The organism is uncultured Propionibacterium sp., assembly GCF_963539965.1.
Classification (GTDB): Bacteria; Actinomycetota; Actinomycetes; order Propionibacteriales; family Propionibacteriaceae; genus Propionibacterium.
The window spans coordinates 15,940-28,574 of the sequence record NZ_CAUTOU010000027.1 but is presented as its reverse complement, the minus strand read 5'-3'; the positions used below and the strand labels follow the sequence as shown (position 1 = coordinate 28,574).

The 12,635-nt window shown below is 69.9% G+C and carries 13 protein-coding genes, 1 tRNA gene and 1 pseudogene; 12 read left to right on the top strand and 3 right to left on the bottom strand.

The features are described 5' to 3' along the window. Positions 1-136: 136 nt before the first annotated feature. The 10 genes and pseudogenes from R2N01_RS06365 to R2N01_RS06320 form a co-directional block, all read left to right on the top strand. Positions 137-589: pseudogene (locus R2N01_RS06365) on the top strand (tRNA (guanosine(37)-N1)-methyltransferase TrmD); the annotation flags it as partial. Between the two features lie 182 nt (positions 590-771). Next, positions 772-1,128: a 50S ribosomal protein L19 gene (gene rplS / locus R2N01_RS06360; RefSeq protein WP_316669580.1), complete on the top strand. Its 357-nt coding sequence runs from the start codon at positions 772-774 to the stop codon at positions 1,126-1,128. Continuing rightward, the gene (gene lepB, locus R2N01_RS06355; protein ID WP_399553251.1) at positions 1,125-1,934 is read left to right on the top strand and encodes a signal peptidase I; all 810 of its coding nucleotides are present in this window, start codon (positions 1,125-1,127) and stop codon (positions 1,932-1,934) included. The genes rplS and lepB overlap by 4 nt, the downstream gene beginning before the upstream one ends. After that, positions 1,931-2,569 carry a ribonuclease HII gene (locus tag R2N01_RS06350; protein ID WP_316669579.1) on the top strand — a complete coding sequence of 213 codons (639 nt, stop codon included), beginning with the start codon at positions 1,931-1,933 and terminating at the stop codon, positions 2,567-2,569. The genes lepB and R2N01_RS06350 overlap by 4 nt, the downstream gene beginning before the upstream one ends. Next, positions 2,566-2,880 carry a DUF2469 domain-containing protein gene (locus R2N01_RS06345; RefSeq protein WP_316669577.1) on the top strand — a complete coding sequence of 105 codons (315 nt, stop codon included), beginning with the start codon at positions 2,566-2,568 and terminating at the stop codon, positions 2,878-2,880. The genes R2N01_RS06350 and R2N01_RS06345 overlap by 4 nt, the downstream gene beginning before the upstream one ends. Before the next feature lie 77 nt (positions 2,881-2,957). Then, positions 2,958-3,326, top strand: a complete 369-nt coding sequence (locus R2N01_RS06340; RefSeq protein WP_316669575.1) for a YraN family protein — start codon at positions 2,958-2,960, stop codon at positions 3,324-3,326. After that, positions 3,323-4,858, top strand: a complete 1,536-nt coding sequence (locus tag R2N01_RS06335) for a YifB family Mg chelatase-like AAA ATPase (RefSeq protein WP_316669574.1) — start codon at positions 3,323-3,325, stop codon at positions 4,856-4,858. The genes R2N01_RS06340 and R2N01_RS06335 overlap by 4 nt, the downstream gene beginning before the upstream one ends. Continuing rightward, positions 4,855-5,994 (top strand): DNA-processing protein DprA, encoded by a 1,140-nt coding sequence (locus tag R2N01_RS06330; protein ID WP_316669571.1) that lies wholly within the window; start codon positions 4,855-4,857, stop codon positions 5,992-5,994. The genes R2N01_RS06335 and R2N01_RS06330 overlap by 4 nt, the downstream gene beginning before the upstream one ends. 287 nt (positions 5,995-6,281) lie before the next feature. Further along, positions 6,282-7,589, top strand: a complete 1,308-nt coding sequence (locus R2N01_RS06325; protein WP_316669569.1) for a TrpB-like pyridoxal phosphate-dependent enzyme — start codon at positions 6,282-6,284, stop codon at positions 7,587-7,589. 4 nt (positions 7,590-7,593) lie between these two features. Beyond that, positions 7,594-7,974 carry a NifB/NifX family molybdenum-iron cluster-binding protein gene (locus tag R2N01_RS06320; RefSeq protein ID WP_316669568.1) on the top strand — a complete coding sequence of 127 codons (381 nt, stop codon included), beginning with the start codon at positions 7,594-7,596 and terminating at the stop codon, positions 7,972-7,974. Between the two features lie 66 nt (positions 7,975-8,040). Here R2N01_RS06320 and R2N01_RS06315 read toward each other — a convergent pair whose 3' ends face one another. Both R2N01_RS06315 and R2N01_RS06310 read right to left on the bottom strand, forming a co-directional pair. Beyond that, positions 8,041-8,895, bottom strand: a complete 855-nt coding sequence (locus tag R2N01_RS06315) for an undecaprenyl-diphosphate phosphatase (RefSeq protein ID WP_316669566.1) — start codon at positions 8,893-8,895, stop codon at positions 8,041-8,043. A gap of 733 nt (positions 8,896-9,628) precedes the next feature. Further along, positions 9,629-9,715: transfer RNA gene (locus tag R2N01_RS06310), tRNA-Leu, on the bottom strand. Between the two features lie 201 nt (positions 9,716-9,916). Between R2N01_RS06310 and R2N01_RS06305 the strand changes: the two genes are divergently transcribed. Next, positions 9,917-10,165, top strand: coding sequence for a DUF5703 family protein (locus R2N01_RS06305; protein WP_399553250.1), 249 nt, complete (start codon positions 9,917-9,919; stop codon positions 10,163-10,165). 136 nt (positions 10,166-10,301) lie between these two features. Here the strand turns inward: R2N01_RS06305 and R2N01_RS06300 are convergent, their stop codons facing one another. Next, the gene (locus tag R2N01_RS06300) at positions 10,302-11,282 is read right to left on the bottom strand and encodes an aldo/keto reductase (protein ID WP_316669564.1); all 981 of its coding nucleotides are present in this window, start codon (positions 11,280-11,282) and stop codon (positions 10,302-10,304) included. An 89-nt stretch (positions 11,283-11,371) separates the two neighbouring features. Here R2N01_RS06300 and mshC point away from each other — a divergent pair, with 89 nt between their 5' ends. Beyond that, entirely contained in the window at positions 11,372-12,631 is a 1,260-nt protein-coding gene (gene mshC, locus R2N01_RS06295; RefSeq protein ID WP_316669562.1) for a cysteine--1-D-myo-inosityl 2-amino-2-deoxy-alpha-D-glucopyranoside ligase, read from the top strand. Positions 12,632-12,635: the final 4 nt, after the last annotated feature.

The window sequence follows — 12,635 nt, the reverse complement described above, 5'->3', positions numbered from 1 at the left end:
CAGGTGCCCGGGTCACCCCCCCCCAACCCCCCCCCCCCCCCCCCGGGGGGGGGGGCGCCCCCCCCCCCCCCCCGGTGACCCCGACCCCCCCCAACTTTTTCTGGGCCCCCTGGGGTAAATTAAAACCCCCCGGGGGGGCCGGCCCTTCTGGCCGGCCACCGCCGAGGAACTCGCCACGCATGGCTCGGTGGCCTTCGCCTGCGGGCGCTACGAGGGCATCGACCGCCGCGTGCTGGACTGGGCCGGCGAGCACTTCGACGTGCGCGAGCTCAGCCTGGGCGACTACGTGCTCAATGGCGGTGAGGTCGCCGCCCTGGCCATGGTCGAGGCCGTCGTCCGGCTCGTCCCCGGCGTCATCGGCAACCCCGATTCGCTGGTCGAGGAGTCCTACTCGGGCGCCGACGGCGGTCTGCTGGAGTATCCGGTCTACACGAAGCCGCCCAGCTGGCGGGGCCGGGACGTGCCGCAGGTCCTGCTGTCCGGCGACCACGGCAGGGTGGCGGCCTGGCGCGCCGGGCGTTCGGCCGAGATCACTCGCGAGCGCCGCCCCGACCTGCTCGGCCGGTCCGCCCCGGAACAGTCCGGCTAGCAGCAGTGCCGGACCGGACCGTGCACCGTTCGGTTCACCGAGCTTGGTTCCGGAGCGGTGCATGTGCCAGAATTGTCTTCTGTTGCGTCTGGCCCGGCTCCTGCCACGGGGGGTCATCCGTGCCAGAGGCCCTATTCGGATTTCATGACGAGGCGACCTGTGGCGCCGGCGAGGACGGGAGTATGACCAACAGTCTCATCAGCAGCATCGACCAGGCCTCGCTGCGCGATGACGTCCCCGAGTTCCGCGTGGGCGATTCGCTCCGCGTCCATGTGAAGGTCGTCGAGGGCAACAAGTCCCGAGTCCAGGTGTTCGCAGGCGTCGCCATCTCGCGCACCGGCGCCGGCGTCCAGGAGTCCTTCACCGTCCGCAAGGTCTCCTACGGCTGTGGTGTCGAGCGCACCTTCCCGCTGCACAGCCCGATCATCGATCACATCGAGGTGGAGCGCCGCGGCGACGTTCGCCGCGCCAAGCTGTACTATCTGCGCGGCCTGCGCGGCAAGGCCGCCAAGATCAAGGAAAAGCGCGACAACGCGTGAGCAGGCCAGGCAGGACCCCGGAGGCCACCGAGAACCCGAGGAACCCCGAGAGGAAGAGCGCGGGCTCTTCCAGGTCGGGTCTTCTCGGTTTCCTCGGCGAGTTCGGGATCATCGTCCTCGTGGCGCTGATCCTGTCGGCCCTCCTGCGCACCTTCCTGGTGCAGCTGTTCATCATCCCCTCCTCGTCGATGGAGCACACGCTCGATATTGGTGACAGGGCGGCGGTCGTCAAGACGGTGGATTTCCGGCGTGGTGATGTCGTGGTCTTCAAGGATCCGGGTGGTTGGCTCTCCGAGGGTGCCGTCGCGTCCGCGGGTCCGGTGCGCAGGGTCTTCGAGTTCCTCGGGGTCATGCCCGCGTCCTCGGCCGATCATCTGGTCAAGCGGGTCATCGGGATGCCGGGTGATCACGTCGCGTGCTGCAACGCGAACGGCCAGCTGGAGGTCAATGGGGTTGCCCTGGAGGAGAGCTCGTACCTTTATCAGACGAATGGTTCCATGGTCTCGCCGAGCGATATCCCCTTCGATGTCGTTGTGCCGGCCGGTCGCGTCTTCGTCATGGGCGATCATCGCAACGACTCCCGCGACTCGCGCTACCACTTGTGCGACACCGTCGCCGACGGTGAGGCCGCAGGCTCCGCCGCCTTCGTGCCGGTGGCCGACGTGACGGGGCCGGTCGCGGCCATCGCGTTGCCGTTCTCGCGGGCGGCGAGGTTGCACGTGCCGGAGGCCTTCGAGGCGGTTCCGGATGCTGGTGAGGCGCCCGAGGAGCCGGTCGTCACTCTCAGTCCCTGCAAGTCCCCGTGAGCCGGCCGTCCGAGCGCCTCTACGGTTATGAGAGAGCCCTCGCCGAGGCCGGCCTGGGGCCCGTCGCCGGGGCCGATGAGGCCGGGCGCGGCGCCTGTGCCGGTCCCTTGGTCGCCGCGGCCGTCATCCTCGACGGTTCCCCGGCGGGACGCGTCGAGGGTCTGGACGACTCCAAGAGGCTCGCGGCCAGGACCCGTGAGCGTCTCTACGAGGAGATCACCGCCAGGGCCGTCGCCTGGTCGTGCGTGCGCATCGAGGCCGGCGAGTGCGACCGGTTGGGCATGTCCGAGGCCGACCTGCAGGGGCTGCGTCGCTGCCTGCTGCGTCTGGACCCCGCCCCGCGCTTCGCTCTTACCGATGGTTTCGCCGTGCCGGGTCTGCCGGTCCCGGGTCTGGGTGTGTGGAAGGGCGATCGGGTGTGCGCCTGCGTCGCTGCGGCCTCGATCGTCGCCAAGGTCACCAGGGACCGCATCATGGTCGCCTTCGATGGGCAGTATCCGGGTTACGGGTTCGCCGTTCACAAGGGTTATGCCACCCGGGGGCACCGGGAGCGTCTCGAGCGGTTGGGGCCGTGCGCCGTCCACCGGTTCGGCTACGCGAATGTGCGGGCAGCGGCTAGGCTGGTTCAATCATGAGCAGCGCCGATGACCTGGATGCCTACGAGAGCAAACTCGAGCTCGACCTGTACCGCGAGTACAAGGACGTGGTGAACATATTCACCTATGCCGTCGAGACCGAGCGGCGCTTCTACCTGTGCAACGCCGTCGATCTCAAGGTGCGTACCGAGGGCGGCGACGTCTACTACGAGGTCTCCCTGAGGGACGCCTGGGTCTGGGACATGTACCGTCCCAGCCGCTTCGTGAAGTCGGCCAAGGTCCTCACCTTCCGCGACGTCTCGATCGAGGAGATCCAGCACACCGATCTGGAGGTCCCCGACCCCGAGTGATGCCGCCCTCGACGGGGCTGTGGAGAACTGATCGGAACGCTCCGCACCGGCCCACACTCCATGCGGAGGTGGTTGCGATGAGCACCAAGTCACTGGGCCGACGGGGCGAGGACCTCGCGGTGGAGCATCTCGAGCAACTGGGGTGGCGCATCCTCGACCGGAATTGGCGGTGCAGCGCCGGCGAGGCCGATCTCATCGCCCATGATCCCGGTGACGGCTCCGTCGTCCTCGTCGAGGTGAAGTATCGCACTGGCACCGGCTACGGATTCCCGCTCGAGGCGATCACGCGAGCCAAGCGGATGCACCTGCGGGCCGTCTGCGGCGCCTGGCTGCGCGAGCATCGGGAGTCGTTGCCGGCCGGCACGCGGGTGCGCATCGACGCCCTCGGCATCGTCAAGGCGCCCGGCCGGCGGGCCGAGTTCACCCACGTCCGGAGGCTGTCATGAGCACCGCATCGGCGTGGTCCGTCGCCCTCATCGGCGTACGGGGCACCCCGGTCGAGGTCGAGGCGGCGCTCGGCTCCGGTCTGCCCCGCACCGTGCTGGTGGGCCTTCCCGACGCCGCGCTGTACGAAGCCCGCGACCGGTGTCGGGCCGCCGTGGCGGGGGCCGGTCTGCCGTGGCCCGACAGGCTCCTGACGATCAACCTCACCCCGGCCAGCCTGCCCAAGGCCGGCAGCCACTACGACCTGGCGATCGTCGCCGCCGTGCTGGCGTGCTCCGAGCTGGTCCCCAGGGCCGTGGCGTCGTCGTCGGTGCTCCTCGGCGAGCTGGGGCTGGACGGGCGCGTCAGGGCGGTGCGGGGAGTCCTGCCGGCGCTCGTGGCCGCCCGCTCAGCGGGCATCGAGCGCGCCATCGTGCCCGCTGAGCAGATCGGCGAGGCCGAGCTCGTCACTGGTGTGACCGTCTGGGGAGTGCGTGACCTGGCTGATCTCGTCGAGGTGCTCCACGGGCGGCCGACTCTCAACGAGGCGGCCCCCCCGGCCGCGGTCGAACCCGTGGCACAGCCCGATCTGGCCGATGTCCTCGGCCAGGAGCAGGCCCGCTGGGCCCTCGAGGTCGCGGCCGGCGGGGGCCATCACATCTTCTTCCACGGACCGCCGGGCACCGGCAAGACCATGCTCGCCCAGCGCCTGCCGGGGCTCCTGCCGTCGCTCGACGACGAGCGGGCCCTCGAGGTGTCGGCCATCCATTCGCTGGCCGGCGAGGACCTCGCCGGAGGCCTCGTCCGTCGGCCCCCGTTCGCCGATCCGCACCACAACGCGACCGTTGCGGCCGTGGTCGGCGGCGGTGCACGCGTGGCGCGGCCGGGAGCCGTCTCACTGGCGCACTGGGGGGTGCTCTTCCTCGACGAGGCCCCGGAGTTCTCCCCGCGGGTGCTCGACGCCCTGCGAACCCCTCTGGAGTCCGGCCGGATCACCATTGCGCGCTCGGCCGCGACGGTCACCTATCCGGCGCGGTTCCAGCTGGTCCTGGCCGCCAATCCGTGCCCGTGCGGGACCTACGGCACCCCGGGGGCCGAATGCAGGTGCACACCCATGGCGGTGCGCCGGTACGCCCAGAGGCTCAGCGGGCCGGTACTCGACCGCATCGACATCCACGTCCGGGTCACCGGCGAGGGAACCGCTCGCCTCGCGCCGAACCCGGGCGCGCAGCAAGGCGAGGAATCCGCGCGGGTCCGGGAGCGCGTGGTCGAGGCCCGGGCCCGCCAGCGCGAGCGCCTGGCCGGGACGCCCTGGACGCTGAACGCCCATGTCCCCGGCTCCCACCTGCGCCACCGGCTGCCGCCGGCCCAGGGGGCCGAACTCATCGACCACGCGCTGGCCCGGGGTCTCATCTCGGCCCGTGGCATCGACAAGATCCTGCGCATCGCGTGGACCATCGCTGATCTCGTGGGCCACGACAGGATCCTGCGGGATGACCTGACCGCGGCCATGGGGCTGCGGCGCGACGGGGCCTGGGCGGGGGTCGCGGCATGAGCACCGGGGCATCCGACTGGACGCCCGAGCGCCGGGCTCGGGCCGCGCTCACCTTCATCTGCGAACCGGGCAAACCCGATCTGTCCCGGCTCGTCGCCGAGCAGGGGGCGCCTGCCGTCGTCGAGGCGCTCGCCAGTGCGAGCAGCACTGCGGCATGGACCGTGCGGGCGCGCTCCCTCGACCTCGACGCCCTGCTCGCCTGCGCGGGGAGGATCGGCGCGCGCCTGGTCGTGCCCGGCGACGACGAGTGGCCCGCGGGCCTGGAGGACCTCGACTGGGTCGAACCGGTCGGCGGCATGTGCGGGGCACCCCTGGCGCTGTGGGTCAGGGGCCGGCGGCTCGACGAGGCCCTGCCGTCCGGCCGAAGAGCACTGGCCATCGTCGGGGCCCGGGCCTGTACCCGCTACGGGCAGGTGCTGGCCACCGACCTGGCGTCGCACCTGGCCGGCCAGTTCCCCGTTGTCAGCGGCGGCGCCTACGGCATCGACATTGCGGCTCATCAGGGCGCCCTCGCAGCCGGAGCCCCGACCATCGCCGTCATGGCCGGGGGACTCGACGAGTGGTACCCGAAGGGCAATACCCGGGTCTTCGAACGGATCCTCGACGAGTGGGCGATCGTTTCCGAGCTGCCGCCGGGCATGCGCCCCACTCGTCCGGGTTTCCTCGCCCGGAACAGGCTCATTGCGGCCCTGTCCGCAGGGGTGGTCGTCGTCGAGGCCGCGATGCGCTCGGGCGCGGTCAACACGGCGCACTGGGCGGGCTCCCTCGGACGAGTCGTCATGGCCGTCCCCGGGCCCGTAACATCGGCCCTGAGCGAGACCCCGCACCGGCTCATCCGGGATCACGAGGCCGAACTCGTCTCGGGGCCGGCCGACGTGCGGGCCCTGCTTTGCGCGCCCGGCGAGCAGCTCGAACTGCACCAGGCCGTGCCCTCCCGCCCCCTTGACGGGCTCGATCCTCGGCTGTTGGCCGTCCGCGAGGCGCTGCCGGGGCGGGGGAGCCTCACGGTCGACGAACTGGCCGGCAGGGCCCGCTGCACGAGCGCCGCATGCGACAGCGCTCTGGTCGAACTGGAGCTGCTCGGCCTGGTCGAGCAGACCGAGCCCGGCCAGTGGAGGCTCAGCGGGCCGCGCTGACGGCCGGTCGGGCCGTCAGGGCCCAGGCCCTGGTGGCCGGCGTCCGACGGGCGGCCGCGCGGCCGCGGGACCGGTGCGCCCCGGATCCGCGCCCAACCGCTCGGGGAACGGCCGCCCACGGCCACCGGCGTGCTGCGGACAGCGGGCGAATGAGCTCCGGGGCATTGGATTTCAGGGCTGCCCCGCTGGCCTAGGATGGATTGCCGGTGCGCGCAGGAGCGCGCCCGGACGACGCAGCCCGCACCCGTACCGAAGGGTCCCGGGAAACCAGCCAGAAGGAGCACCGCGTGAATCAGAACGTGCAGCAGGCCGCCGCGCCCGGTCTCGGCATCGAGGTGTCCTCGAAGGTGCCCATGCACTGGTACAACCTGAACGCCGATTTCCCCGAACCCATGCCGCCGGCCCTCGACCCGGCCACCGACGAACCCGTTCGTCCGGCCGATCTCGAGCCGCTGTTCGCCAAGTCCCTCATCGCCCAGGAGTTCAGCAGCGAACGCTACATCGAGATCCCGCAGCCGGTTCGCGAGGTCTACTCGCTGTGGCGTCCCAGCCCGTTGCGCCGTGCCGTCCGCTTGGAGCGGGCTCTGGGCACCGGGGCCAGGATCTACTACAAGTACGAGGGTGTCAGCCCCTGCGGCTCTCACAAGCCCAACAGTTCCGTGCCGCAGGCCTACTTCAACAAGATCGAGGGCATCGAGCGTCTGACCACCGAGACCGGCGCCGGTCAGTGGGGCGCCTCGCTCGCCTTCGCCTGCGCCCTGTTCGGCATGGGGTCGGAGACCTGGCAGGTGCGCTCCTCCTACGAGCAGAAGCCCTACCGCCGTCTGCAGATGGGCGTCTACGGCTCGCAGTGCCATCCCTCGCCCTCCGAGCTCACCGAGTCCGGTCGCAGGCTGCGCGGGCAGTTCCCGGACACCACGGGTTCGCTCGGCATGGCCATTTCCGAGGCCGTCGAGGTCGCGGCCAAGGACCCTCGGACTCACTACGCGCTGGGCAGTGTGCTCAACCACGTCATGATCCACCAGAGCGTCATCGGTCTTGAGCTGCTCGACCAGCTCGAGGAGGCCGGCGAGGAGCAGGCCGATGTCGTCTTCGCCTGCGCCGGCGGCGGTTCGAACGCGGCGGGCATGATGTTCCCACTGCTCGGCCAGAACCTGCGCGGGGGGAGCACCACCCGCCTCGTCGCCGTCGAACCGGCGGCCTGCCCGTCCATGACCGAAGGCGAGTACCGTTACGACTTCGGCGACGTGGCCGGGATGACTCCCAAACTCATGATGTACACGCTCGGCGCCGACTTCGTGCCTCCGGCGATCCACGCCGGAGGCTTGCGTTACCACGGTATGAGCCCGATGGTCTCCCACGCCGTGCATCTCGGCCTCATCGACCCGATCGCCGTCGACCAGGAGCGTTCCTTCGAGGCGGGCGTCGCCTTCGCCCGTACCGAGGGCATCATCCCGGCCCCGGAGTCCACCCACGCCATCGCCGGCGCCCTCGATCACGTCACCAGCGGCGCCGCCCGGCCCGGCGAGGTCGTCGTCATCGGCGTCTCCGGCAGTGGCGTCCTGGACTTGGCCGCATACGACGGTAGGTTCTGAAGTCATGGCTGAGAATTCCGACATGACCGCGGACCGCCATGTCGTCGGCCTCGCCCTGGACGCCAACGGCATGGTCTGCGGCCTGGGCCGCGCGCCGCGCATGGCCGTCGCTGCCGTCGAGAACGGCCGGGTCGTCGACTGGCGCATCGAGGAGACCAACTGGGACGTCCTCCACGACCAGGGTGAGCACGGCCGACACCATGCCCGCATCGTGCGCTTCATGCGCCAGAACGGCATCGACGTCGCGGCAGCCGGCCACATGGGTCCGCCCATGATCAACACCCTCGGCAGGCTCGGGCTCGCCGTGGTGGTGGGCGTACCCGCCGACATGGCTCCTGAGCGGGCCGTTGCAGCGGTCGTCGGACGCCTTGTCCGGGGCGGGTGAGCAACCGGCACTGACACATGAGTGAGGCCCGCTCCCTGACGGGGGCGGGCCTCCGTGCGCCGGGGCTCAGGCCCTGACCACGCCCAGTACGAGCAGGACGATGATCACTGCGGCCAGTACGACGCGGTAGACGACGAAGCCGGTGAACTTGTTGCTCGAGACGAACTTCAGCAGCCAGGCGATCGAGAAGTAGGCCACGATCAGCGAGACCAGGGTTGCCACGATGGTGGGTGCCCAGCCGATGGCTGTGCTGCCGGCGGGGGCCGACGTGATGTCGGAGGCCGCGGTGGCGGCCTCGTAGGCACCGGCGGCCACGAGCGCCGGGATGCCCATGTAGAACGACAGGCGGGTGGCGGTCTCACGCGTGTACCCGCGGAAGAGGCCGGCGGAGATCGTCGCGCCCGACCGGGAGATGCCGGGGAACAGGGGAGCAAGAGCCTGGAACAAGCCGATGATCAGGGCGTCCTTGATGCCGACATCCCCCATCCGACGCGTCAGGTCCCTGCGGCGATCGGCGACGGCCATGGCGATGCTCCACAGCAGCAGGGCGGCGGCGATGACCCACAACGAGCTCAGCGCGCCCTCGATGAGGTCCTTGCACAGCAGGCCGACCACTGCGACGGGGATCGAGCCGACGATGATGCCCCAGCCGAGTGTGTAATCGGGGTCGGCGCGCCCGTTCTCGCCCGTAAGACCGCGGAACCATGCTGCGACGATGCGGACGATGTCCTTCCAGAAGTAGATGATCGCGGCGAGGATCGCGCCCACCTGGATGATGGCGGTGAAGGCGGTGATGCCGGCGCCCTGGATGTCGTAGCCGAGCAGCTTCTCGACGATGCGCAGGTGACCTGTGCTGGAGACGGGCAGGAACTCCGTAATGCCCTCGACGACGCCGAGAATGATTGCATGGAGAAGGTTCATGGGTGCCTTTGCGGATCGGGGAATGCCATTGCACGGACCGGGCCAAGCCTAGCCCGTTGCGTGCGCGTCATGGCCGGCCGGGCCGCTGCCCGGGCGCTCTGAAGCGACGGCCACACGCTGATCGGCCCGGACCGACGCATCGACTGCGCAGTCCGGGCCGAGTCCTCAACCCGCGTGGGGTTCGCGGGAACTCTTCAGCTGTGAATAGTGCTCGGCATGTGGGGGTGGCGCCTCATCCATCGCGCTGGGGTGGGGCCCGAGGAACTCGAGAGGCTCTCGCCGAGGGGGATCGCAGGTGGCGGGGGTGGTGCCGACCCGGCGCATCGACGCTCCGTCGGGGTTCTCTCAAGGCCATGCGCGACAGATGCGGGGATGGGCGACGCGACGCCAAGCACTATTCACAGCTTCAAGTTGTGGCTTTCTTACGAAAACCACAGGAAAGACCTTAGAGGATCAGGCCGCGGAAAGCCAGTCGTACATGGAGGTCTCAGGGTTCAACAAGGGTTAAATCTTCAGCAATCGGCAGTATAAACGCATGTATCCAGAAAAAATTATTGCAGCGAGACCATCTAACCGAAAAAAATTTCGTTAAATTTTTTGCAACTCGATTTGCAGAACCAGCGACGGGGTGTCGTCAAGCTGTGAGAGCGTTCACAGTTCGACAGTGCGGCTCCGGGCCGCGGACCGAACCAGAAGATCCCCCGACCAGGAGTGGTCGGGGGATCCCATGCCGTGTCCGAGAGAGGACTTGAACCTCCATGGCCTGAAAGCGGCCACTAGCACCTCAAGCTAGCGCGTCTACCAATTCCGCCACCCGGACATCACCCAGCGTTGCGGCTGCCTGCAACGAGCAAGCAGCTTAGCAGAGCTTCGGTGGCAACGCGAATCGCGGGTCCAGGGGGCCATGGTCGCGGCTGGGATGGTGGCGTGGTCGGGGGCCGCCCGCGATCGGGTGTTGATCAGGGCGAATATCATCGAAGCAGCGCGGCTCCGGGACGGTGGAGCGGGGTGGGAGGCATTCGTGGACGCCGATACGGACCACATCACCTCGGTAAGACTGACTCATCAGATGCGCAGCGGCGTTGAGTACGAGGTTCAGCAGATCAGGCTCGCCCGTTGGATCGGCCGCAACCAGGTGCGCCGCATCCTCACCGAGCAGGCGCAGCACAATGGCTGGGAGCTGTGGCGGTTGCGCCGCTATCGCGACGGTTCGCGCGAGGTCTGGTTGCGCCGCAAGATCATCCGCGCCCGGCTCACCGCGTTCGTGTGAGTGCGGGCGCGCCGGCCGCCGGAGGTCCCGGATCGTTCGACGCGGGTGCCGGGTGGCCGGATCGGGCACCCCATGCCGGCGCGGCCCGTGGCCCGCCCCCGTGGTGGGGCCGTACGGGCCGGTCGACGATTTCCGGTCAGCCCTGCGCCTCGGGCCGCGGCCGCGCCTGGTTCGGGCCGCCCGTCACGTCATCGAGGGCGGCGACGATCGGCTCGGGCAGTGTGAGGGCGTCGAGGTCGAGGTACGGTTCGAGCTGGTCCGCGGTGCGTGCACCGAGCAGGGGGGCGGTGACTCTGGGGGCGTCGCGCACCCACAGCATCGCGACCTGTGCCGGGGCGAGGCTCAGGCCGCTCGCGGCACGGGCCACGGCATCGACGACCGCGCGGCTGCGCGACTCGAGATAGGGCTCGACGAACCAGCTGAAGTGATCCCTGGCCCCGCGGGAGTCGCGTGGCACGGTCCTGCGGTACTTGCCGGTGAGCACGCCCCGCCCGATGGGGGACCAGGCGAAGAGGCCCATGCTGTGTGCGGCGAGCGCCGGGATCACCTCGATCTCCGCCCGCCGCGCCAGGAGCGAGTACTCGACCTGGCCGCTGACGAGGCCGGCGCGTCCGGGAACAGCCTTCTGCCAGGCGGCTGCGGTACCGATCTGCCAACCGATGTAATTGCAGATGCCGGCGTAGCGCGCCATGCCGGAGCTGACGGCGATGTCGAGGGCTGCCAGCGTCTCCTCGTACGGGGCGTGCCCCCAGGCGTGCACCTGCCACAAATCGACGTGGTCGGTGCGCAGGCGGCGCAGGGAACCGGCCAGGTCGTCGAGCATCGCCTTGCGGGAGGTGTCGATCGTCCGGCGGCCGTCGCGGAGGCCGAAGCCCGCCTTGGTCGCGATGATCAGTTCATCGCGCCGCACATGGGTACGGGTGATCCGTCCGATCATCTTCTCGGCGGCGCCCCCGCCATAGGCCGGCGCGGTGTCGATGAGATTGCCACCGGCGTCGGCGAAGCGCTCGACGAGCCTCTCGGCCGCGTGCAGATCGGTGTCGCCGCCCCAGGTCATGGTGCCCAGGCCCAGCCTGCTGACTTCCAGCCCGGAGTCGCCCACCCTGCGCGTCTTCACCCCGAATGTCTCCTGCCTCGCGGGCCTTGCCGGTGCCCGTCATGCGTGCTTCCGGGCGCCAGCCTAGTAGCCCCGGGTAGTTTTGGGGCATGCGAGCATGGTCAGCCGTTGAGGTCCCCACGATCCCCGCCACACCGAGCAGCTACAGGATCCCGGAGCGGGTGAGCCTGGTCACCACCAACGACAGGGCCCTGACGCCGGTCGGCCCCGAGCAGGGCACTGCGGGCATGTACGTGTGCGGCATCACCCCGTACGACGCGACCCATCTGGGGCATGCGTTCACCTATCTGACCTTCGACCTGCTGAACCGCGCCTGGCGCGACGCCGGTCTCGATGTCGAATACGCCCAGAACGTCACCGATGTCGACGACCCGTTGCTCGAACGCGCCGCTGCCACGGGCGTCGACTGGCGAGAGCTGGCTGACGATCAGATCGGCCTGTTCCGTTCCGACATGACCGCTCTGCGCGTCCTGCCACCGGACTGGTACGTGCCCGCAACCTCGATCATCCACGAGGTGATCGACCTGGTGGCCGGGCTCGCCTCCTCCGGCCTCGTCTACCAGGTCGAGGACCCCGAGCACCCAGACTGGTACTTCCGCACCGCGCAGGCCCCTGGTTTCGGCGCGGAGAGCCATCTCGGCCGTGAGGCCATGCTCCTCGAGTTCGCCGAGCACGGCGGCGATCCGGACCGCCCCGGCAAGAAGGACGCCCTCGACTGCCTGATCTGGCGGCTGGAGCGCCCGGGCGAACCGGCATGGGACTCCTCCCTCGGGCGTGGCCGTCCCGGCTGGCACATCGAGTGCGCGGCCACCGCGCTCAACCGCCTCGGCACGGCCTTCGACGTCCAGGGCGGCGGCCGTGACCTGGCCTTCCCGCACCACGAGATGTGCGCCGCTGAGGCCGTCGTCGCCACCGGCGAGCCCTTCGCCAGGGCCTATGCCCATGTCGGCATGGTCGGTCTGGACGGCGAGAAGATGAGCAAATCACTCGGCAACCTCGAGCTCGTCAGCCGTCTGGTCGATGCCGGAGCCGACCCGATGGCCGTGCGCCTGGCTCTTCTGAACCATCACTACCGCGGTGACTGGGAGTGGACCGCCGAGCAGCTCGGCGCGGCGCAGCGCCGCCTGGACGCCTGGCGGGCGGCGGTCCGGGCCGATCGCGGCACGAGCGCCGTGCCCGTCATCGCCGATCTGCGCCGCACGATGCGCAACGACTTGGACGCTCCGACCGCCCTGGCCGTCATCGACGAGTGGAGCTCGGCAGTCCTGGCAGGTGATGGCCAGGATGAGGAGGCCCCCGGCCAGGTGGCCGCGGCCGCCGACGCCCTGCTCGGCGTCGAACTGGCCTGACGGG

Coding starts and splice junctions, on each gene's coding strand:
- mshC (WP_316669562.1), top strand. CDS start 11,372: ATGCGAGCATGGTCAGCCGTTGAGGTCCCCACGATCCCCGCCACACCG.
- R2N01_RS06335 (WP_316669574.1), top strand. CDS start 3,323: ATGAGCACCGCATCGGCGTGGTCCGTCGCCCTCATCGGCGTACGGGGC.
- R2N01_RS06345 (WP_316669577.1), top strand. CDS start 2,566: ATGAGCAGCGCCGATGACCTGGATGCCTACGAGAGCAAACTCGAGCTC.
- R2N01_RS06320 (WP_316669568.1), top strand. CDS start 7,594: ATGGCTGAGAATTCCGACATGACCGCGGACCGCCATGTCGTCGGCCTC.
- rplS (WP_316669580.1), top strand. CDS start 772: ATGACCAACAGTCTCATCAGCAGCATCGACCAGGCCTCGCTGCGCGAT.
- R2N01_RS06340 (WP_316669575.1), top strand. CDS start 2,958: ATGAGCACCAAGTCACTGGGCCGACGGGGCGAGGACCTCGCGGTGGAG.
- R2N01_RS06315 (WP_316669566.1), bottom strand. CDS start 8,895: ATGAACCTTCTCCATGCAATCATTCTCGGCGTCGTCGAGGGCATTACG.
- R2N01_RS06330 (WP_316669571.1), top strand. CDS start 4,855: ATGAGCACCGGGGCATCCGACTGGACGCCCGAGCGCCGGGCTCGGGCC.